Consider the following 21309-nt stretch of genomic DNA (forward strand, 5'->3'; position numbering starts at 1 on the left):
TTCTTGATGGATCGCTATAACCGCGGCTGAACAAGCCAGACCCAGATGACGGCTCCGGCGCCGATCCAGAGCAACACGATCAGAACCGCACCAACCCGGCTGCGCGGTCTTGCCCCTTGAGTCTCCATCCATGCATCTGCCTGGCTGCGGCAATCGGCGAGAACCCCGGCCGGTAAAAGCCTGATGGTCAACCAGATCAGCGCGGGCAGCAGCAGCACATCGTCCAGGTAGCCGAGCACGGGAATGAAGTCCGGGATCAGGTCGATGGGGCTGAGCGCATAGGCCACGACGAAGAGTCCCAGGACCTTGACATACCAGGGCGTTGCAGGGTGTTTGCCCGCGAACCAAAGCGTCACGCCGTCGCGTTTGACTCGCTTTGCCCAGTTTTTCACAGTGTCGGCTATGCCCATGCCGCAGTATGCCAAACGCTCAAACGGCGCCGCACGGCTCCGCAGCTGTTGTAGGGAAGCCTGCACCGCACACACTGTCACATGCCTGTCGTCATTGCATGCCTACGATCAGTCTTTTAACTTGAGAGATGCACCCATGACCGTATCGACCCGCAAAGCCTTGGCCTTGAAACAAGGCGGCTTGCTCGCGCTTATCTGCAGCAGCGTACTGCTGGCCGCCTGCTCTTCCCCAGGCACAACATCGCAGGCCGGCCTCTCCACGCTCGACGGCAAGGCACCGCTGGTCATCGCCCACCGCGGCGCTTCGGGCCAGGTGCCCGAAGAAACCATGGAAGCCTATGTGCGCGCGATTGAACTGGGCGCCGATGTCATCGAGATGGACCTGGTGGTGACCAAGGACGGCGTGCTGATCACCCGCCACGACCCTAACCTGGCCATCAGCACCGACGTGGCCAAGCGCCCTGAATTCGCTTCACGCAAGAAAACCATCAAGGTCGACGGCGAAACACAGACCGGCTGGTTCAGCAATGATTTCACGCTGGCCGAAATTCGCACCTTGGGTGCGATCTCGACAGACGCCGAGCGCCCACAGCAGTTCAACGGCCAATACAAAGTCCCGACTTTCCAGGAAGTGGTCGACATGGCCAAGGCCCAGTCCATCAAGACCGGCCGCACGATTGCGATCTACCCTGAAACCAAGAACCCGACATACTTCCGCGAGCTCGGCCTGCCGATGGAAGACAAGCTGATCGCCATCATCAACGCCGCCGGCTGGAACAGCAAGACCGCTCCCATCTATGTGCAGTCGTTTGAACCCGGCAGCTTGAAGTACATGAAGAGCAAGGGCCTGAACACGCGCCTGATCCAACTGATCGACGGCGACGGTGTTGACCCGAAAACCGGTAGCGTGACCTTTGCCGTGCCGAGTGATCGCCCTTATGACTGGACCAAAGCCGGCGACAAACGCCTTTTTGACGCCATGACCACGCCCGCCGGCCTGGCCGAAATCAAGACCTATGCCGACGGCATCGGCCCCTGGAAGCGCTTCATCATCGGCACCAAGGGCACCATCGCCGCCGACGGCAAGCAGGTTGACATCAACCGCGACGGCAAGCTCAACGATGCGGACGCCACCTCATTGCAAGCTACCAGCCTGGTGGCCGACGCGCACAAGGCCGGCCTCTTCGTGCACCCTTTCACCTTCCGCAATGAATCGCGGCGCCTGGCTGCCGACTACAAGGGTGACGCCAAGGCCGAATACCTGGCTTTTTACCGTGCAGGTGTTGATGGCGTGTTCACCGATTTCACCGACACCGCCATTGCCGCGCGCGCGCAGTACCTGAAAGAAATCGGCCGCTGACGTCCTTGGGCGAGTCCGCTCGTCTATACATTCGCTACTAAATTGATAGCTGCTCGCGCCTGTTTCTTATGGGCGGAGCAGCTATTTTTGTTACAGAGAAGGCTGTTAAAACCGTGTCGGCCCTGCACAGACGCCAGGATGCAGGTTTTCTCAAAATGAAGCACTGGACACAGGAAGATACAGCGCGGGCAAGGCGTTCGCAGCAGGGACTGACTTATAGTGCTTTACGCACCAAACCGGTCCCTCCTACTCAAGCCAAACCCCACCACCATGAAAACCAAAGCCGCAGTCGCCTGGAAATCAGGCCAGCCCCTGACCATTGAAACCGTGGACCTGCAGGGACCGAAATTCGGCGAGGTGCTCGTCGAGATCAAGGCCACCGGCATCTGCCACACCGACTATTACACGCTCTCGGGCGCCGACCCGGAAGGCATCTTCCCGGCGATCCTGGGCCATGAAGGCGCGGGCATTGTGGTTGACGTCGGGCCTGGCGTGACGACGCTAAAAAAGGGCGACCACGTCATCCCGCTCTACACACCCGAATGCAGGCAGTGCAAGTTTTGCCTTTCGCGCAAAACCAACCTGTGCCAGCTGATCCGCGGCACGCAAGGCAAAGGCCTGATGCCCGACGCCACCAGCCGCTTCAGCCTGGACGGGAAGCCCATCTTCCATTACATGGGCACGAGCACGTTCAGCAACTACACCGTCGCACCCGAAATCTCGCTGGCCAGAATCCGTGAAGACGCGCCCTTCGACAAGGTCTGCTACATCGGCTGCGGCGTGACCACCGGCATTGGCGCTGTGCTTTTCACCGCCAAGGTCGAAGCCGGCGCCAATGTGGTGGTGTTCGGCCTGGGTGGCATCGGTCTCAACGTCATCCAGGGTGCGAAGATGGTGGGCGCCGACAAGATCATCGGCGTCGACATCAACCCCGCGCGGCAAGAGATGGCGCGCAAGTTCGGCATGACGCATTTCATCAATCCGAAGGAAACTGAAAACGTGGTCGATGCCATCGTGCAGCTGACAGACGGCGGCGCCGATTACAGCTTTGAATGCATTGGCAATACCAAGGTGATGCGCCAGGCGCTGGAATGCACGCACAAGGGCTGGGGCCGCAGCATCATCATCGGTGTGGCCGAAGCGGGTGCGGAGATCAGCACCCGGCCCTTCCAGCTCGTCACCGGCCGCAAATGGGAAGGCTCGGCCTTCGGCGGCGCGCGCGGCCGCACCGACGTGCCGAAGATCGTCGACTGGTACATGGAAGGCAAGATCAATATTGACGACCTGATCACGCACACCATGCCACTCGAAGACATCAACAAGGGCTTCGACCTGATGAAAAGCGGTGAGTCGATTCGCGGCGTGGTGCTGTACTGAGGGGAGGCGGCATGAACACGCTTCAACCTCTGCGCCAGATAAGCGCCGGCATGCTGGACGTTGCCTTGTACGAAACCGGACCGGCCGATGGCTCGCCCGTTTTCCTCATGCACGGCTTTCCCTATGACATTCATGCTTATGCTGAAGTGGCGCCGCTGCTGGCAGCGCAGGGCTGCCATGTTTACGTGCCCTACCTGCGCGGCTACGGGGCCACACGTTTCCTGAGCGATGCCACGCCACGTTCAGGGGAACAGGCGGCGCTGGGAGCCGACCTGCTGGCACTGATGGATGCACTCGCGGTTCCGCGTGCCGTGCTGGCCGGCTATGACTGGGGTGGGCGTGCGGCCTGTGTTGTGGCGGCCCTTTGGCCCGAGCGTTGTGCCGGGCTGGTGTCGCTGAACAGCTACAACATCCAGAACATTGCCAAGGCCATGGTGCCCGACACACCCGAGAACGAGCACAGCCTCTGGTACCAGTATTATTTTCACAGCCAGCGCGGACGCGCGGGCCTCACAGCTGACCGGCGTGCACTGTGCCGCTTGTTGTGGAAGTTATGGTCGCCTACCTGGCAATTCGATGCCGCCGTTTTCGAACGCAGTGCTGCCGCTTTCGACCACCCGGACTTTGTCGAGGTGGTGATCCACTCCTACCGCCACCGTTTCGGGCTGGTCGCGGGTGACCCGGCGCTGGCCTCCATCGAGCAACGCCTGGCAACACAACCAGCCATCACTGTGCCGAGCATCACCTTCGACGGAGCTGACGACGGGGTTCGTCCTCCGGCCGCTGCTTCGCAGCACGCTCACCTTTTTACCGGCCCACGGTCTCATCGCATCGTGCCCGGCGCAGGCCACAACCTGCCTCAGGAAAAGCCGCAATTGTTTGCGGACGCGGTGCTTGAACTGGTGCAAAAGCACCTTCCCGCATGAACACGCCAACCGAACTCCTCAGCGAACATGCCTGCTTTGGCGGCGTGCAGCGGTTTTACCAGCACGACTCGCAAGAGGTTGGCCTGCCCATGCGCTTCTCGGTGTTCCTGCCGCCGCAAGCCGGCGAAGGGAACAAAGTACCGGCCCTGGTCTATCTGGCAGGCCTCACCTGCAATGAAGAAACCTTCATGATCAAGGCCGGAGCGCAGCGCCTGGCCGCCGAACTGGGCCTGGCCCTGATCGCGCCCGACACCAGCCCGCGCGGCGCAAAAATTCCGGGAGAAACCGACAGTTGGGACTTCGGCCGGGGCGCCGGTTTTTACCTGGATGCGACACAGGCCCCGTGGGCCCAGCATTACCGCATGGAAAGCTATGTCACGGCGGAGCTGCTGCCCTTGCTGACGGGCGCCCTGCCGATTGATGCAGGACGCATCGGTATCTTCGGCCATTCGATGGGTGGGCACGGCGCGTTGACGCTGGCGCTTCGCCATCCGGATCTGTTCAACTCAGTTTCGGCTTTTGCACCGATCTGCGCGCCCAGCCAGTGTCCGTGGGGGCGCAAGGCTTTCACAGGCTACCTGGGAAGCGATGAATCGCAGTGGGCCGAACATGACGCCACCGCGTTGATGAACGCCATGCCTGCGGCACCCTACCCTGGCGGCATACGCATAGACCAGGGGCTTGCCGACAAATTCCTCACCGAGCAGCTGTACCCGGAACTGTTTGAAGCGGCCTGCGCCAAAGCGCAGCAACCACTGGCCCTGCATCGCCACGCGGGCTATGACCATGGCTACTACTTCATCGCGACCTTCATGGCCGAACACTTGCGGCACCATGCCCGGCAGCTGGGATTGTCCCTTGCAAGTTGAGTGAAGGCTCGTGGAGTCTGGAACAATCGCCACGTCTTTCATTCGCCCCCTTGGCGAGATTCAGAATGTGGTTCTGTCAGCGCGAGAAAAACCGGCTCGCGACAGACCGCTCACCGACCATCGGAACTTATCCGGGTTTGAACACCTGAGCCTCGTGCCAAGCCGTTGAGGCCTTCCGATCATCCGGATGTCCTGTAGGGATTTTTGAATGCCGGACGCATTAAAACCGGAGCCGATTTAATATTTATTTTCATCTCAATAATAATTTCCTTATTCAAGGACTGAATATGAATATCCGCAAAACCGTCGTCTCCTCCATCGCCTCCACATTCCTTTTCACCCTCGCACTGGGAGCCAGTGCGGCCGACCTGCTGGACACCGTCAAGCAGCGCGGCACACTCAAAGTCGCGCTGGAAGGTACCTACCCGCCCTTCAATTACAAAGAAGGCGGACAACTCGCCGGTTTTGAGGTGGAGCTGGCCACTGCGCTGGCGCAAAAGCTGGGCGTGAAGGCCGAGTTCTCCACCAGCGAATGGAGCGCCATCCTCGCAGGCCTGCAGGCCGGAAAATACGATGTGGTGATCAACCAGGTCGGCATCACCGACAAGCGCAAGGAGACCTTTGACTTCTCCGAGCCCTACACCATCTCTGCCCCGCAGCTGATCATCCGCAAAGACGAAAAGCGCGAGTTCAAAACACTGGCCGACCTGAAGGGCAAAAAGCTCGGCCTCGGCCAGGGTACCAACTACGCCGACATCGCCAAGAAAGTGGGCGGTATCGACGTAAAAACCTACCCCGGCGCGCAAGAGTATTTGCAGGACCTGGCACTGGGCCGCATCGACGCCGCGCTGAACGACAGCCTCTTGATCCCCTACATCGTCAAACAGACCAAACTGCCGCTGAAACCCGGTGCACCTGTGGGCGACCTGGAAAAGTCAGGCATTCCCTTTGTGAAAAACAACCCCAAGTTCAAAGCAGCCATCGACAAGGCCCTGGCCGATTTGCAGGCCGACGGCAGCTTCGCGAAGATCTCCACCAAGTGGTTTGACCGCGACGTGAGCAAGCCGCCTGTGGCAAAGTAATATCCCATCAGCCGCGCGCCGTCTTTCGGCAGGCGCTTGAAGCACCCCGGCTCGCAAGCCGGGGTTTTTATTTGTGGAGACTCCTATGGACCTGTCTGGCTTGACCCAGTTGCTGCGCGACGCCTTGCCGCTGATGCTCAAAGGCGCGGCGTGGACGCTGCTACTGGCAGTGGCGTCTGTTTTCTTCGGCGCCATCATCGGAACCGTTGTAGCCGTGACGCGGCTGGCAAAGGTACCCGGACTTTCGCAATTTGCCACGCTCTATGTCAGCTGCATGCGCGGCACGCCGCTGCTGGTGCAACTCTTCGTCATTTACTTCGGCTTGCCCAGCATCGGTATCCAGTTCGACCCGATCACTGCGGGCATTTTGGGTCTGAGCCTGAACGTGGGCGCGTATCTGTCGGAGACGATTCGCGGCGCCATCAACGGCGTCGAGCACGGTCAGTGGAATGCGTCTCGCAGCCTGGGCCTCACGCAAGCACAAACATTGCGCTATGTGATCGGCCCGCAGGCACTGCGCCTGGCAGTTCCCAGCCTTTCAAACAGCCTGATCAGCCTGATCAAGGACACCTCGCTGGTGTCGGTGATTGCGGTAGGTGAGTTGATGCTGGCGACCAAGGAAGTGATTGCCACCACCTTCCAGCCTTTTCCGCTCTACCTGGCGGCAGCGGGAATTTACTGGGCCATGAGCGCTTCGTTTGAGACGCTGCAAAAGAAACTTGAGACGCGGCTGAACCGCAGCTACCTGCGCTAGCGAAGAGCCCGGGCGCAGAGATACAGCCTCAGTTGTCGCTGATCAAGCCACTCTGAAGCGCCTGCTCCTGGTTCGCAAAAATCGCCATCGCGGTCAACATGCGCCTGAAGCCCAGCTTGCGGTAAAAGGGCTCCTTGCCTGCCACCGCATAGAGGATGATTTTTTTGTGGCCGCTGGACAGCTTCACCAGCGCCGCGACCATTTCCTTGCCCATGCCCGAACCCTGCCGTTCAGGCGCCACCGCGATGTCGCAGATGTAAGAGCAATCCCTGCCGTCCGCCACCGCGCGGCCGGCAGCAACCAGCTTGCCGCCGTCATACACAAAACACTTGAACATGCTGTTGGAGAAAACTACTTGAAGGTCGGCCGGTTTCTTGTCGCCCAGTGGGGCAATTCGGTAGAGATTCGACAACTCTTCCCAGTCTGCAACAGCCATGTGTTCCGATGAATATTTCCACTCAAGTGCCAAGGTGAGCTCCTTTTATTTCGAACGGTACGAGGTGCGACGGTCCCACTCCAAACGCCTGGGGGCGCAATACTCGCTCTTTTGGACTATAGCCCTCGCGCTGAATGACCGGCATCGGCGGCGCACATCTTAAAACAGGCTCCCCTGCCCCGCCACGCCCGGTGGCCGAAACTGCGTCAAGTCCAGCTCCACGCGCTCGCGGTTAAAGCCCAGCCTGCTGGTGGCCTTCTGAAAACGCTGGCGCACCAGATCCGCCCACAGGCCCGCACCCTTCATGCGCGTGGCGAAATTACTGTCGTAGTCCTTGCCGCCGCGCATCTCGTGGATATGCGCCATGATGCGCGCGGCACGCTGCGGGTAGTGCAACTCAAGCCATTCCTTGAACAGCGGTGCAACCTCCCATGGCAGGCGAATGACGTGGTAGAACGCGGAGCGGGCGCCGGCCTCCCACGCGGCTTCCAGCACCTGTTCCATGTCTTCGGTGACGAAAGGAATGTGCGGCGCCAGGCTCACACCCACGGGCACGCCATGCTCAGCCAGCGTGCGTATGGTGCGCAAGCGCCTGTGCGGCGCAGCCGCGCGCGGCTCCAGCTTGCGCGCCACCTCGCCGTCCAGCGACGTGATGGTGACGTAAATCGCAGCGAGCTTGCGCGCGGCCATAGGCGCGATCAGGTCCAGGTCGCGCTCAACGCCGCTGGACTTTGTCACCAGGGAGAACGGCTGCCCCACTTCCTGCATCAACTCAATCACGCTGCGAGTCAGCTTAAGCTCGCGCTCTATGGGCTGATAGCAGTCGGTCGCTGATCCGATGTTGATGAGTTTGGGAACGTAGCTGCGCTTGCCCATGTCGGCACGCAGCACCTCCACGATGTTGCGCTTGGCAATCAACCTCGTTTCAAAGTCCAGGCCCGGAGACAGGTTGAGGTAGCTGTGCGTGGGCCGCGCGTAGCAATAGACGCAGCCATGCTCGCAGCCACGGTAGGGGTTCACCGAATAATCAAAGTGGATGTCCGGCGAGTCGTTCTTGCTGATGGCACTGCGCGCGGTTTCAAACGTGACCTCGGTTTGCAGTGGCGGCGTTTCGCCTGAAGCCGCCTCTTCCAGCGTGCCCCAGCCATCGTCCCAGGCAGCGCGCACGTCTTTTTCAAACCGGTGCGGCATGCGCGTGGCGGTGCCGCGGCCCTTGATGGCGTGGATGGGGATGGTGGCGTCGGACATGATGGCTTAACCTGGCCTGGAAGCAGACCGTGAATAGGCGTCTTGGATGGGAAATGGTCGCTTAAGATACTGTATGAAAATACAGTATATGCAATCAAATCCCCTTTCGCAACACGTCCTCGCAAAGGGTGCGAATAATGCCTTTTGCCTTAAGCCAAAACCATCATCCTGCCGAGCATTTCACCAATCCAATACATGATCAAACGCCCCGAAAACCTCTACGCCCACTATCACGCCCATGTTTATTTCGGGCCCGACACAGTTGAGCAGGCGCGCGCTCTCTGCGAAGAGGCGGGCGAGCTTTTTGGTGTGGCTGTGGGCCGGGTGCATGAGCGTGAGGTTGGACCGCATCCGCGGTGGAGTTGTCAGCTGGCGTTTGGCAGTGAGTTGTTCGACCGCCTCATTCCCTGGCTGGAGAGCGAACGCAAGGGGCTTGATGTGTTTGTGCATGGCCTGACAGGCGACGACCTGGCGGATCACACGACGCATGCCTCATGGCTGGGGGAGCCTGCGGAGTTGAAGCTGGAGATGTTCAAGCGCTGAGCTGGTGTGGTGGATTGTCACCGGGTTCGCTACCAATTTGATAGCTATAGGCCAAATGGATACCTGGGCTAGAGCCGATTTTAGTTCGCAAACATTCGGCGCAGCCAGCCATTCCCTTCCAGCACCGGCCGACACTCTACCCAGCGGTAAAGCGCGCTGCCGGCCAGCAGCGACAGCACGAAGGCCAGCAGCAAGCCCGTCACATTGGCAACCAGCTGCGTCGGCCAGAAGTAGCTGACGATGGCATTGACCAGCAGGCACACCGGGAAGTGGATGAGAAACACTGAGTACGAAATGCGGCCCAGTTGTACCAGCTGCGGCTGCTGCAGCCAACGCACCGGCCACGCGTTGGGGCTCAGCCAGGCCAGCCCGACCAGCCCGAAGGCGGTGACCAGCGCCACCACCAGCCGCCCCCTGAAGTCCAGCGTCAGGGCCAGCCCGCCCATGAGCGCCATCGCGATGAGCCAGAAGCTGCGCCGGGCGCCGAGGTTGCTGGATGCCCAGAAGGCCAGCATGCCCAGCGCATAGGAGCCGCAAAAATACAGGGCGGTGATGTCAAACGCCGATTGGCGATTGAAGAACAGCAGTGAGGCCAGGGCGAACAACAGAACGAGGCTTATGCCCAGCGGGGCTGCAACCGTTGACGATGCCGAAGTGGCGTGCGCCGCATCGCCACTCTCGCCCTGCTGAAACTGGAACCGCCGGGCAAAGGCAAAGACCAACACCACCATCGCATACAGCTGAACGTCGATAGCCACATACCAGACGCCGGCGGAAAGCGCCTCTTGCCCGAGCACGTCTTGCAGCAAAAACATATGCGCCATAAGTTGCAACAGGGTGGGCGCTGCCGGCACAGATGCATGCACAAACCAGGGCCTGATCAGCGCAGCGACCAGCACGCTGACAGCCAACGCCACCAGGTAAGGTTTCACCAGCCTCCAATAGCGGCGAAAGATCAGCCGGGCGGGCGAATCAAACACCGCCACACCCTGCGGTGCTAGTGAAGCCGCCACCAGGAAACCGCTCACAACGAGGAAGACCTGCACGGCCATACGGCCGTAGTCGTACAGCCATTCCATGAGGGCAGGCGCGAAAGGGTGAACCACATCCGACATCGGGCCGTAAAAGGCCAGGTGGTGCCAAACGATCATCACGCACGCCAGCCCCTTGAGGGCGTCAATGCCCGGAAGGCGTGGTGGTGAGGCCATCGATGCGGGGCTTAAGCGCAGACCCGCAGGCGCGCCTGCTCATACTCGCGGCCGAGCTGGGCAATGTAGTCCGCAGCAGGTTGCACCTTGCTGACGCTGCCAATGCCCTGCCCGCAACCCCAGATGTCTTTCCAGGCTTTGGACTTGCTACCCTCGCCGCCGCCGAAGTTCATGGTCTTGACATCGCCTTCGGGCAGATTCTCCGGGTCCATGCCGGCGGCGCGAATCGACGGCGCCAGGTAGTTGCCGTGCACGCCGGTAAAAAGGCTGCTGTAGATGATGTCGTCGGAATTGCCGTCGACGATGGCCTGCTTGTAGGCGTCGGCGGCGCGCGCCTCCTCGGTCGCGATGAAGGCCGAGCCGATGTAGGCAAAGTCGGCGCCCATGGCTTGCGCGGCCAGCACTGCGCCGCCGGTAGAAATGGCGCCGGACAGCGCCAGCGGCCCATCAAACCACTGGCGGATTTCCTGGATCAGGGCGAACGGGCTCTTCACGCCCGCGTGGCCGCCCGCACCGGCTGCCACGGCCACCAGACCGTCGGCGCCCTTTTCAATCGCCTTGCGCGCGAACTTGTTGTTGATGATGTCGTGCAGCACCACGCCGCCGTAGCTGTGTGCGGCGGCATTGATGTCTTCGCGCGCGCCCAGGCTGGTGATGTAGATGGGCACCTTGTATTTCACGCACATTTCCATGTCGTGCTCGAGCCGGTCGTTGGACTTGTGCACGATCTGGTTGATGGCAAACGGCGCCGCGGGTTTGTCGGGGTTGGCCTTGTTGTGTGCGGCCAGCGCCTCGGTGATTTCAGCGAGCCATTCGTCGAGCTGCGACGCAGGGCGCGCGTTGAGCGCGGGCATGGCGCCGACCACGCCGGCCTTGCACTGCGCAATCACCAGTTTCGGGTTGCTGATGATAAAAAGCGGCGAGCCGATGATGGGCAAAGGCAGCTTGTTCAATGCGCCGGGCAGTCTGGACATGGTGGCTCCGTGTGTCTCTGAATTTTAGTAAAACGTGCTCTAGCCCAATAAATAATGGGCTTGCAGCTATCGATTAATAGCAAAATGGCAACTTGAGATTAGAACGCCTCAAGCGCCAGCGCGGTCACGCTGTCTGCGCCTTCGACAATGCTGTCGCGCACACCGGGCGCCTTGGTCAGCAGATGGTCCGCGTAAAAGCGTGCGGTGGTGACTTTGGACTGCATGAAGACGACATCAACACCTTGCGCGATTTGCTCTTGCGCCACCAGCAGCGAACGCGCCATCTGCCAACCGGCCACCACATTGCCCGCGAGCATGAGGTAAGGCACGCTGCCAGCAAACACGGCGTTGGGGCTGGCCTTGGTGTTGCCCGCGACAAAGTCGACCACATCAACGAAGGCAATACGCGCGGCCTTCAGGCGCTTGGCCACAGCCACGGCGTCAGCGCTGCCCTGCTTGAGCAGTTCGCCCTCGGTTTTTTCGATCTGCGCGGCAATGGCCTTGGCCGTCTGGCCGCCATCGCGTGAAGTCTTGCGGCCGATCAGGTCGTTGGCCTGGATGGCTGTGGTGCCTTCATAGATCGTGAGGATCTTGGCGTCGCGGTAGTACTGGGCCGCACCGGTCTCTTCAATAAAGCCCATGCCGCCGTGCACCTGCACGCCCAGCGATGTGACTTCCAGGCTCATCTCGGTGCTGTAGCCTTTGACCAGCGGCACCATGAATTCGTAGAAGGCCTGGTTCTGTTTGCGCACGTCCGCATCGGGGTGGTGGTGAGTCGCGTCGTAGGCGGCAGCTGCCACCGAGGCCATGGCGCGGCAGCCTTCAATGTAGGCGCGCATGGTCATCAGCATGCGTTTGACATCGGGGTGGTGGATGATGGGCGCGCTGGCCTTGATGGAGCCGTCGACCGGGCGGCTTTGCACGCGGTCTTTCGAAAAGGCCACGGCCTTCTGGTAAGCCCGCTCGGCAATCGCGATGCCCTGCATGCCGACGGCGTAGCGGGCGGAGTTCATCATGATGAACATGTATTCGAGGCCGCGATTCTCTTCGCCGACGATGGAGCCCACGGCGCCGCCGTGGTCGCCGTATTGCAATACCGCGGTGGGCGATGCCTTGATACCCATCTTGTGTTCGATGCTCACGCAGTGCACGTCGTTGCGCGCGCCGAGTGCGCCGTCTTTGCCGACCATGAATTTGGGCACGACAAACAGGCTGATGCCTTTGACGCCTTCAGGTGCGCCGGTGACGCGGGCAAGAACAAGGTGCACGATGTTCTCGGCCATGTCGTGCTCACCATAGGTGATGAAGATCTTGGTGCCGAAGATTTTGTAGCTGCCATCGGGCTGCGGCTCGGCACGGCTGCGCACCATGGCGAGGTCGGAACCGGCTTGCGGCTCGGTCAGGTTCATGGTACCGGTCCATTGGCCGCTGACCAGTTTTTCAAGGTAGACAGCCTTGAGCTCGTCGGAGCCGGCCGTAAGCAGCGCTTCGATGGCACCGTCGCTCAGCAGCGGGCACAGCGCAAAGCTCATGTTGGCGGAGTTGAGCATTTCACCGCAGGCCGCGCTTATGGTTTTGGGCAGGCCCTGGCCGCCAAAATCTGCCGGGTGCTGCAGGCCCTGCCAGCCGCCTTCGACGTATTGGCGGAATGCGTCCTTGAAACCTGGCGTGGTGGTGACTTCACCGTTTTTCCAGCTGGACGGATTGATGTCGCCATCGCGGTTCAGCGGCGCAAGCACGCCTTCATTGAACTTGGCGCACTCTTCCAGCACGGCCTGCGCGGTGTCGAAGCCGGCTTCTTCAAAGCCGGGGATTTGCGCGATCTGCTCAATGTTGGCCAGATGCTGGATGTCAAACAGCATGTCCTTGAGAGGGGCTTTGTAAGTCATGTTTTGTCTCCGAAAAATAATCTATTGCCCGGCGAAGGCAGGTAAAACGATGCACCGTCAAGGGCTGCCGGTCTGGCATGCACCAGGCGAAGTCAGGGCCTCAACAGCCACACGGGGCCCTTCAAACCTAACGCGAAAAATCACGAAGCGGCGGCTCCAACAGCTTGCCGGATTTCCGCGGTACATAACCGTTGTCCATCAAGGCATTGAGCCAGCCCGCCGCCATCAGGTCTACATGGCCGGAATCCGGAGCCGAAGCGTAGAACACATCCTGAAACTCCAGCATGGGCACAAGCTTCTTGCTGTAAAGCGTCACGCGGTAGCGGGTAGAGCCCCTCAAGGCTTCATGGCCCTGAGACGTGACGCTGGAGCCCATCGGCACAAACAGCAGCGTGTTGTAACCCTGGCCCGACCATTCGCCCAGCGTTCCCCGAATGTTGGAGCGCTGACCGAAGGTCCCCGCGTACTTTGCGGGGACACCATTGATCTGCATGAATTCCGCGGCATGCCCGACGCTCTGGTTCATCAGGCGGTTGTCAAGAACCCCCGAGAGTCGATAGCCTTTGACAAGATCCGGATTTTGGTTGGCCCACTCGGGCGTCACAAAAACGAAGGCCAACGAGGTCACCGGCTCCTTGATCTCCGACTTGACGCTTACCTGCTCGACCTTGCGATCAAGCCCCGCGCAAGCGGTCAGGAGCAAGCTGGCCAGCATCAAGGCGATGCACGCGCCTCGCCTCACACCGAGTTGACCGGGTTGCAGCATCGCATTCACTCGGGGCTGGCCGGGACCCGGATTACAGGGCCGCCACCAGCTCTGGCACAGCGGTGAACAGGTCGGCTTCCAGGCCGTAGTCAGCCACGCTGAAAATTGGTGCCTCAGGGTCTTTGTTGATCGCGACGATGACCTTGCTGTCCTTCATGCCGGCCAGGTGCTGGATCGCGCCAGAGATGCCGGCAGCGATGTACAGCTGGGGCGCCACGATCTTGCCGGTCTGGCCCACCTGCCAGTCGTTGGGGGCGTAGCCTGCATCAACGGCGGCGCGCGAAGCGCCCAGTGCCGCACCCAGCTTGTCGGCCAGCGGCGTCAGCACCTCGTTGAACTTTTCGCTGGAACCCATTGCGCGGCCACCCGAGACAATGATCTTGGCGGCGGTCAATTCAGGACGGTCACTCTTGGCGATCTCGGAACCCAGGAAGCTCGACTTGCCGCTGTCGGCCACGCCAGCGGGCGACTCAATGGCTGCGGAGCCACCGGTGGCAGCCGCGGCGTCAAAGCCAGTGGTGCGCACGGTGATGACTTTGGTCGCGTCCAGGCTCTGCACGATGGCGATCGCGTTGCCGGCGTAGATGGGGCGCTCAAAGGTGTCGGCGGCATCGACCTTGGTGATGTCTGAAATCTGGCCGACATCCAGCATCGCGGCCACGCGGGGAGCGATGTTCTTGCCCGACGCGGTGGCGGGAAACAGGATGTGCGAATAGGCGGAAGCGATGGCGACAACCTGCGCGGCCATGTTCTCGGCCAGGCCGTGGGCGAAGTGCTCGCCTTCAACGTGGATGACTTTGGCCACGCCGGCAATGGCGGCGGCGGCCTTGGCGGCGGCTTCTGCGCCCTTGCCGGCCACCAGCACGTGCACGTCGCCGCCGCACTGGGCGGCAGCCGTCACGGTGTTGAGGGTCGCGGGCTTGATGCTGGCGTTGTCGTGTTCTGCAATAACGAGTGCGGTCATGTCATCAGTCCTTAAATTACTTTGGCTTCGTTCTTGAGCTTGTCCACCAGGGCGGCCACGTCGGCCACCTTGATGCCGGCGCTGCGCTTGGGCGGCTCGCTGACCTTCAGGGTCTTGATGCGCGGCTTGACATCGACGCCAAGGTCTTCAGGCTTGACGTTGTCGAGCTGCTTTTTCTTGGCCTTCATGATGTTGGGCAAGGTGACGTAGCGCGGCTCATTGAGGCGCAGGTCGGTCGTGATGATGGCGGGCAGCGTGAGCGAGAGGGTTTCCAGGCCGCCATCGACTTCGCGTGTGACCTTGGCGGTGGTGCCTTCAACCTCGACCTTGGAAGCAAAGGTAGCCTGGGGCCAGCCCAGCAGCGCGGCCAGCATCTGGCCGGTCTGGTTGCAGTCATCGTCAATCGCCTGCTTGCCGAGGATGACGAGCTGCGGTTGCTCTTTGTCAACCAGCGCCTTGAGCAGCTTGGCGACGGCCAGCGGCTGCAGTTCTTCAGCGGTTTCGACCAGGATGGCGCGGTCGGCGCCGATGGCCATGGCGGTGCGCAGGGTTTCCTGGCACTGCAGCACGCCGCAGCTGACGGCGATGACCTCGGTCACAACGCCCTTTTCTTTCAGGCGGGTCGCTTCTTCGACGGCGATCTCGTCAAACGGGTTCATGCTCATCTTGACGTTGGCAATGTCGACACCGGTGCCATCGGATTTGACGCGGACTTTGACGTTGTAGTCCACAACGCGTTTGACGGGAACCAAGACCTTCATGAGAGGACTCCAGAGTTGATGGATTGAGTACGAATTCAGATTGAGATCGAAAACGGAATAGGACCGAATTGACGTTGACGTAAACGTAAGCCTTGCATTCTATGCTGCAGCGGCCTTGATACAGGCTGCGGAGCTGGTTACCGGAGGGTATCCGGAGGACCAGGCAGAAAAAGAACGGTCGTTCTATTTTTTATTATAGAGGTCAGAACAGGAGGAATTAGAGCATCCTGCCCAACCACTGTCCTAAAGGTGTCTTTCAGGCGCCAATTGAAACAAAGTAACGGCCAAACAGGCCAAAACACGCGTGCCGCACGTCCTCATGACGCCTGTTCAGGAAGGTTTGGTGTCTGGGCCGCCATGGGCAACACTGGTGACTTTTCCTTTTGCTTCTTCGGCAATGCTCACTCGGGTGTGCACCACGCGCTGCGGATAAGGGATGTCGATGCCATGCGCCCGCAAGGATGCCAGGATGGCCAGGTTGACCTGCGAGCGCAGGTTTTGCTGGCCATTTTCAGGATCTGTCATCCAGTAATTGAGCGTGAACTCCAGCCCGTCGGGGCCGAAATTGGTCAGATTGACGCCTGGGCCCGGGTCGCGCATTACGCGGTCCTGCTTGAGCGCCGCTTCATTGAGCAGTCGCATGACCAGCTCGACGTCGCTGTCATAGCCCACCGTTATCACAGTGGCCTGCAGCACCTGGGTGTCCGTCAGCGAAAGGTTTTCGATGCGGGTGCTGATGAACATTTCGTTGGGCACGATGGACTCGCGTCCCGACGGTGCACGCACCACGGTATAGCGTGCGTTGATGTCGGTAATGCGCCCTTCAAAGGTATCGACCCGCACGTTGTCGCCGATGCGCACGCTGCGCTCGGCCAGCATGACAAAGCCGCTCACATAGTTGGCGGCAAGCTTCTGCAAGCCAAAACCTACACCCACGCCTATGGCACCGCCCAGCACCGACAAGGCTGTGAGGTCTATGCCCACGGAGGACAGTGCCATCAGCAAACCGACAAACATCAGCACGGCACGCACTGCATTGGCAACCGCCTTGCGCAGGGACAACTCATTGCCGGTAGCCTTGCGCAGCAGGCGTGCCTCGATCGCCGAAGAAATCCACAAGGTGATCAGCAATACAACGCCCGCCGTCACCGCACCTTCAAGCAGGGTGCGCACCGACAGGTTCGAGTTGCCAACCTTCCATTTGATGCTGTCCAACTCCTCCAGCACAACGGGCAGCAAGCCGCTGACCCACAGCACCAAGGCGATCCAGGCGAGCCAGGAGATGGTCCGCTCCAGTGCGCGCACCAGCGGCGCGTCCTTGAAAGCCACCTGCAGCACCTTGACCCCGAGGCGAATAAGCGCCAGTGACAGCAGTACCGGAATGGCTACCTTGAACAACGCCACCGGAAAGACCCGAGCCAGCAGGGCCTGCGCCGCATAGGCAAAGAAAAGCAGCAGCAGCGGAAAAAGCACGCCGTCGATCACGCGCCGCCCGAAGAGAATGGAAGTCCCGTCGACCGCCATGCGCGCGCGTCCCGCTACCCGCACCACCAACCAGGCCAGCAGTACGCAGCCGACCAGGACACCCAGCTCTGTCAGTACGGTGGGCTGGGTCAGCGCCGCAAACCAGCCATCCAGGGTGTCTATACGGGCGGGAGGAGCAGAACGGGTTGTCAGGGCGCCGGCGGCCATTGGGGTTTCCTTTTTTCGATGAAGGCCTGCACGCCCTCTTGCGCAACGGCATGGGCCATGTTGCAGGCCATGGACTGGCCCGCCAGCTGGTAGGCGGCCTCGATGCCTGTTTCGCGTTGTTGGTAGAACAGTGCCTTGCCCATCGCCAGCGCTTCGCGGGGTTTGGACAGCAGCGACTGCAGAAGTTTTTCCACTTCGGCGTCCAGCGCCTCCAGCGGCACGACCCGGTTAACAAGCCCGCGCATGCGCGCTTCGTCGGCCGTGATGAAGTCGCCGGTAAGCAGCATTTCCATGGCCTGTTTGGCGGGCATGTTGCGCACCAGGGGCACACTGGGCGTGGCGCAAAACAGGCCCACATCGATGCCGTTCACGCCAAAGGTTGCATTGCTGGAGGCCACCGCCAGGTCACATTGCGCAACCAGCTGGCACCCGGCCGCAGTGGCCAGGCCCTGCACCTGCGCAATCACCGGCACCGGCAGTTTCTGGATACCCAGCATCATGCGCGTGCATTGGGAAAAAAGCTTCTGGTAGTAGGCCAGCTCGGGCCGGGCGCGCATGTCTTTGAGGTTATGGCCGGCGCAAAAAGCCTTGCCTTGCGCCGAGATGACGACGGCACGCGCCGAGGGGTTGGCCGCAATCGCGTCCAGCGCGGCCTGAAGCGCTGCCAGCACGTCTTCGCTCAGGGTGTTGAAAGTAGCCGGCTGGTTCAGCACCAGGCGGTGCACACCACGCGCATCTTGCGTATGAAGCACGGGAGCCGAAGCGTCGGCAGTCGCGGCACTCATCGCAAGTCCTACAGGTCGGCCAGGACGCGAATGTGGGCTTCCACGCTGCGCGCCAGCGCGTTCAGGTTGTAGCCGCCTTCCAGCGACGAAACAATGCGGCCTTGCGAATGGCGCCTGGCGACGTCTTTCAGGCGCTGGGTGATCCAGGCGTAGTCCTGTTCGACCAAGCCCATCTGGCCCAGGTCGTCATCGCGGTGGGCATCGAAACCGGCACTGATAAAAATCATCTCCGGCTTGAACTCTTCGAGCCGCGGAATCCACGACGCCTCGATCAGCTCACGCACAGCCATGCCCTTGGTGTAAGCCGGCACGGGCAGGTTGAGCATGTTGCCGGCGTGGCTTTCAGTGCCGGTGTAGGGGTAAAACGGGTGCTGGAAAAAACTCACCATCAAGGCCCGCTCGTCACCGCTCAGGATATCTTCGGTGCCGTTGCCATGGTGCACATCGAAGTCGACGATCGCCACGCGCTTGAGGCCGTGGCGCTCCAGTGCGTATTTGGCGGCAATGGCCACACTGTTGAAGATGCAAAAACCCATGGAGCGGCTGTGGCAGGCGTGGTGCCCCGGCGGGCGCACGGCGCAAAACGCGTTTTCAAGCTCACCGGCCATCACGGCGTCGGTCGCCGCCAGCACAGCGCCTACCGCGCGCACGGCGGCGTTCCAGCTATGCACATTGAGGGCGGTGTCGGGGTCGATCTGGGCGTATGCCGGACCGCCCGCATTGATGTCATCGCCAAGGCTGTCACTCAGGCCGCGGATCGCCGCCACCATCATGCGGTCATGGCCCAGCTCGATGTCGCCCAGCGACGCCAGCGGCGCCTCGCGGGCGTCCAGCGCGTCCTTGACGCCGGTGGCCAGAAGCCAGTCTTCGATGGCATCCAACCGCTCAGGGCATTCCGGATGACCGGGACCCATCTCGTGTTTATGGCAATCAGGGTGGCTGAAATAACCTGTCGTGCTCATCGGGAAATAATTTGTAAAAAATTACGGTATGGTTGGCGCCATGAACGTCACAGAAAAACTCCAAGCGCTCCTGAATCAGCTTAACACGGTCATCGTCGGCAAGCCGGCGCAGGTGCAGGATTGCGTAGCCTGCCTGCTGGCCGGGGGGCACCTGCTGATTGAGGATGTCCCCGGCGTGGGGAAAACCACATTGGCCCACGCGCTGTCCCGCTCCTTCGGCCTGCAATTTTCGCGGGTGCAGTTCACCGCCGACCTGATGCCCAGTGACCTGTCGGGCGTCTCGATTTACGAGCGCCAGAAGGAAAGCTTTGTGTTTCATCCCGGGCCGGTGTTCGCACAGGTGCTGCTGGCCGACGAGATCAACCGGGCCAGCCCGAAAACCCAAAGCGCCCTGCTCGAGGCCATGGAAGAAAAGCAGGTTACGGTCGAAGGCGAAACCCGGCCCCTGCCCCTGCCATTTTTTGTCATCGCCACGCAAAACCCGCACGACCAGCTCGGCACCTACGCACTGCCTGAATCGCAGCTGGACCGCTTTCACATGAGGATCTCGCTGGGCTACCCCGACCGCGCCGCTGAACGTGAACTGCTACGCGGCGCCGACCGGCGCGACATGGTCGAAAAACTGCCGGCCTTGCTGACACCGCACGACCTGCTTGAGTTGCAGCAGATGGTGGCGAAAGTGCACGCGTCGGAGCCGCTGCTGAACTACCTGCAGGATCTGGTCACGGCAACCCGCTCGGGCCGCTGGTTCCTGCAGGGCCTTAGCCCTCGCGCCGGCATTGCCATCATGCGGGCCGCAAAAGCACAAGCTTTCCTGAACAAGCGGGACTACGTGGCGCCTGATGACATTGCTGCAGTACTGCCGCAAACCGCCGCGCACCGGCTCATCCCCGTCAGCGACGCCGGGCGCGGCCCTGTGGAGCAGGTGCGCGCCATGCTTGACGCCGTCCCCCTTCCCTGACGGCCCGAGCAGCCAGACCACGCATGGCCATGACGGCATCCCTTCCCAATCCCCTGGCATTCATCCGGGGACGCTTCCAGAAGTGGTGGCAAAGCAAGCTACCGTTCACCGACAGTGTGACGCTGACCCAGCGCAATGTGTATATCCTGCCCACGCGGCCAGGCCTGATGCTGGGCGTGACATTGCTGGTGCTGCTGGTCGCCTCCATCAACTACCAGCTCAACCTGGGCTACCTGCTGACGTTTCTGTTGGCCGGCAGTGCCTTGATCGGCATGCACGTCTGCCACGGCACGCTGCGCGGGCTAGCTATGAATTTAGTAGCGCCTCCTGCTCATTACGCAGGCGCCACAGCCGCATTTGACGTGAAACTCATGAACGCCAGGCGCACTGCGCGCCATGGCATTGGCCTCAGCGTTCTGGATCCGCACGACGTGGATGCAAAAAATGACGCCAGAAAAGGCAGCGAGCGGCACTGGGTCTGGACCGACGTGCCAGCGCAGGGCAGCAGCGTGGTGCAAGTGGCCTTCACACCACCGCAGCGCGGGTTGCACCGGCTGCCCACGCTGACCGCTGAAACGCGATTCCCACTGGGCACTTTCCGCGTCTGGACGGTGTGGCGGCCAGCGGCCCAGATACTGGTTTATCCGAACCCCGAGGCCAACCCACCGCCACTGCCGCCCGGGGAACCCCGCTCCGGGGGCGCCGCGGCAGCCTCACGGACCCAGAGTACAGGTGAGTTCGATGGCGTGCGGGGGTACCGCCGCGGCGACCCTATGAAGCTGATCGTCTGGAAAAAAGCGGCCAAAGCCGACGAGCAAGGTAACGGTCTGGTCGTGCGCGACACGCAGCAAGCCCAGCGGCATGAACTCTGGCTGGACTTCATGAATGCGGGATCTGCGGGTGTCGAGCAAAAACTTTCGCGGCTGTGTGCATGGGTGCTGATGGCGGACAAGCTTGCGCTGGACTATGGCTTGAGGCTGCCTTCGCTGGAGATCAAGCCTGCCAGTGGGGAGGCGCATAAACGGCTTTGCCTGGAGGCGTTGGCGGTATGTTGATGGTTTCTGGATTTTTTGTCCGACGGGGGTGCTTTTTGCCTGGTTCTGCTGGCCGGGGGTTGCCCGGCGGCAACTTACTTTTCTTTTGCTTCGCCAAAAGCAAAGTAAGCAAAAGAAAAGGCGACCCTGCTGTCTGCGTCCCTGCGCTTCGCTGCGGGCAACCTGCGGTGCTCGGTCCAGCAGGGGTCAAAAACAACTCGCCTGCGGCTCAGACAAGTTTTTGCCCTGATCCGTCTGGCCCTGCGCTCCTCGGCGCATACAGAAGGGGGTGGGGAAGAAATACCAAA

21 protein-coding genes are annotated in these 21309 nt (G+C 61.1%); 9 read left to right on the plus strand and 12 right to left on the minus strand.

Annotated features, from left to right (window positions below; genetic code table 11):
* Positions 1–14: 14 nt before the first annotated feature.
* Positions 15–410, minus strand: a complete 396-nt coding sequence (locus tag ACQ4MS_RS00610; RefSeq protein WP_431097025.1) for a YkvA family protein — start codon at positions 408–410, stop codon at positions 15–17.
* A gap of 136 nt (positions 411–546) precedes the next feature.
* On the opposite strand from ACQ4MS_RS00610, the gene ACQ4MS_RS00615 reads away from it, so the two are divergent.
* The 6 genes from ACQ4MS_RS00615 to ACQ4MS_RS00640 all read left to right on the plus strand — a co-directional run bounded on the left by ACQ4MS_RS00615 (position 547) and on the right by ACQ4MS_RS00640 (position 6778).
* Positions 547–1770 (plus strand): glycerophosphodiester phosphodiesterase, encoded by a 1224-nt coding sequence (locus tag ACQ4MS_RS00615; RefSeq protein ID WP_431097027.1) that lies wholly within the window; start codon positions 547–549, stop codon positions 1768–1770.
* Between the two features lie 270 nt (positions 1771–2040).
* Complete coding sequence (locus ACQ4MS_RS00620; protein WP_431097029.1) at positions 2041–3147, plus strand: S-(hydroxymethyl)glutathione dehydrogenase/class III alcohol dehydrogenase; 1107 nt, start codon at positions 2041–2043, stop codon at positions 3145–3147.
* 11 nt (positions 3148–3158) lie between these two features.
* Positions 3159–4073: an alpha/beta fold hydrolase gene (locus ACQ4MS_RS00625; RefSeq protein ID WP_431097031.1), complete on the plus strand. Its 915-nt coding sequence runs from the start codon at positions 3159–3161 to the stop codon at positions 4071–4073.
* Entirely contained in the window at positions 4070–4942 is an 873-nt protein-coding gene (gene fghA, locus ACQ4MS_RS00630; protein ID WP_431097033.1) for an S-formylglutathione hydrolase, read from the plus strand. The genes ACQ4MS_RS00625 and fghA overlap by 4 nt, the downstream gene beginning before the upstream one ends.
* Positions 4943–5229: 287 nt before the next feature.
* Positions 5230–6024 carry a transporter substrate-binding domain-containing protein gene (locus tag ACQ4MS_RS00635; protein ID WP_431097035.1) on the plus strand — a complete coding sequence of 265 codons (795 nt, stop codon included), beginning with the start codon at positions 5230–5232 and terminating at the stop codon, positions 6022–6024.
* A gap of 85 nt (positions 6025–6109) precedes the next feature.
* On the plus strand, positions 6110–6778 hold the full coding sequence (locus tag ACQ4MS_RS00640; RefSeq protein ID WP_431097036.1) for an amino acid ABC transporter permease: 669 nt from the start codon (positions 6110–6112) through the stop codon (positions 6776–6778).
* A gap of 28 nt (positions 6779–6806) precedes the next feature.
* On the opposite strand, the gene ACQ4MS_RS00645 is transcribed toward ACQ4MS_RS00640, so the two are convergent.
* Positions 6807–7247, minus strand: a complete 441-nt coding sequence (locus ACQ4MS_RS00645) for a GNAT family N-acetyltransferase (protein ID WP_431097038.1) — start codon at positions 7245–7247, stop codon at positions 6807–6809.
* Positions 7248–7373: 126 nt separating this feature from the next.
* The gene (locus ACQ4MS_RS00650; RefSeq protein WP_431097040.1) at positions 7374–8462 is read right to left on the minus strand and encodes a PA0069 family radical SAM protein; all 1089 of its coding nucleotides are present in this window, start codon (positions 8460–8462) and stop codon (positions 7374–7376) included.
* A 195-nt stretch (positions 8463–8657) separates the two neighbouring features.
* On the opposite strand from ACQ4MS_RS00650, the gene ACQ4MS_RS00655 reads away from it, so the two are divergent.
* Positions 8658–9005, plus strand: a complete 348-nt coding sequence (locus ACQ4MS_RS00655) for a DOPA 4,5-dioxygenase family protein (protein ID WP_431097042.1) — start codon at positions 8658–8660, stop codon at positions 9003–9005.
* A gap of 80 nt (positions 9006–9085) precedes the next feature.
* Here the strand turns inward: ACQ4MS_RS00655 and ACQ4MS_RS00660 are convergent, their stop codons facing one another.
* The 9 genes from ACQ4MS_RS00660 to ACQ4MS_RS00700 all read right to left on the minus strand — a co-directional run bounded on the left by ACQ4MS_RS00660 (position 9086) and on the right by ACQ4MS_RS00700 (position 19006).
* On the minus strand, positions 9086–10213 hold the full coding sequence (locus ACQ4MS_RS00660) for an acyltransferase family protein (RefSeq protein ID WP_431097044.1): 1128 nt from the start codon (positions 10211–10213) through the stop codon (positions 9086–9088).
* A gap of 11 nt (positions 10214–10224) precedes the next feature.
* Entirely contained in the window at positions 10225–11187 is a 963-nt protein-coding gene (locus tag ACQ4MS_RS00665; protein WP_431097046.1) for an NAD(P)H-dependent flavin oxidoreductase, read from the minus strand.
* A gap of 98 nt (positions 11188–11285) precedes the next feature.
* A complete protein-coding gene (locus ACQ4MS_RS00670; protein WP_431097047.1) occupies positions 11286–13076 on the minus strand; it encodes an acyl-CoA dehydrogenase in 1791 nt (596 codons plus the stop codon).
* Between the two features lie 127 nt (positions 13077–13203).
* Positions 13204–13842, minus strand: a complete 639-nt coding sequence (locus tag ACQ4MS_RS00675) for a hypothetical protein (RefSeq protein WP_431097049.1) — start codon at positions 13840–13842, stop codon at positions 13204–13206.
* Between the two features lie 31 nt (positions 13843–13873).
* Entirely contained in the window at positions 13874–14806 is a 933-nt protein-coding gene (locus ACQ4MS_RS00680) for an electron transfer flavoprotein subunit alpha/FixB family protein (RefSeq protein ID WP_431097050.1), read from the minus strand.
* An 11-nt stretch (positions 14807–14817) separates the two neighbouring features.
* Positions 14818–15567 (minus strand): electron transfer flavoprotein subunit beta/FixA family protein, encoded by a 750-nt coding sequence (locus ACQ4MS_RS00685; protein ID WP_431097051.1) that lies wholly within the window; start codon positions 15565–15567, stop codon positions 14818–14820.
* 330 nt (positions 15568–15897) lie between these two features.
* Positions 15898–17259, minus strand: coding sequence for a mechanosensitive ion channel family protein (locus ACQ4MS_RS00690; RefSeq protein ID WP_431097052.1), 1362 nt, complete (start codon positions 17257–17259; stop codon positions 15898–15900).
* Complete coding sequence (locus tag ACQ4MS_RS00695; protein WP_431097054.1) at positions 17241–18044, minus strand: enoyl-CoA hydratase; 804 nt, start codon at positions 18042–18044, stop codon at positions 17241–17243. The genes ACQ4MS_RS00690 and ACQ4MS_RS00695 overlap by 19 nt, the downstream gene beginning before the upstream one ends.
* Before the next feature lie 8 nt (positions 18045–18052).
* Entirely contained in the window at positions 18053–19006 is a 954-nt protein-coding gene (locus ACQ4MS_RS00700) for a histone deacetylase family protein (RefSeq protein ID WP_431097055.1), read from the minus strand.
* 40 nt (positions 19007–19046) lie between these two features.
* Here ACQ4MS_RS00700 and ACQ4MS_RS00705 point away from each other — a divergent pair, with 40 nt between their 5' ends.
* Positions 19047–19967 (plus strand): AAA family ATPase, encoded by a 921-nt coding sequence (locus ACQ4MS_RS00705; protein ID WP_431097057.1) that lies wholly within the window; start codon positions 19047–19049, stop codon positions 19965–19967.
* A 29-nt stretch (positions 19968–19996) separates the two neighbouring features.
* Positions 19997–21022: a DUF58 domain-containing protein gene (locus ACQ4MS_RS00710; protein ID WP_431097059.1), complete on the plus strand. Its 1026-nt coding sequence runs from the start codon at positions 19997–19999 to the stop codon at positions 21020–21022.
* The last annotated feature ends 287 nt before the right edge of the window (positions 21023–21309 follow it).

This window comes from Polaromonas aquatica, from assembly GCF_050626995.1.
Taxonomy (GTDB): domain Bacteria; phylum Pseudomonadota; class Gammaproteobacteria; order Burkholderiales; family Burkholderiaceae_C; genus Polaromonas; species Polaromonas aquatica_A.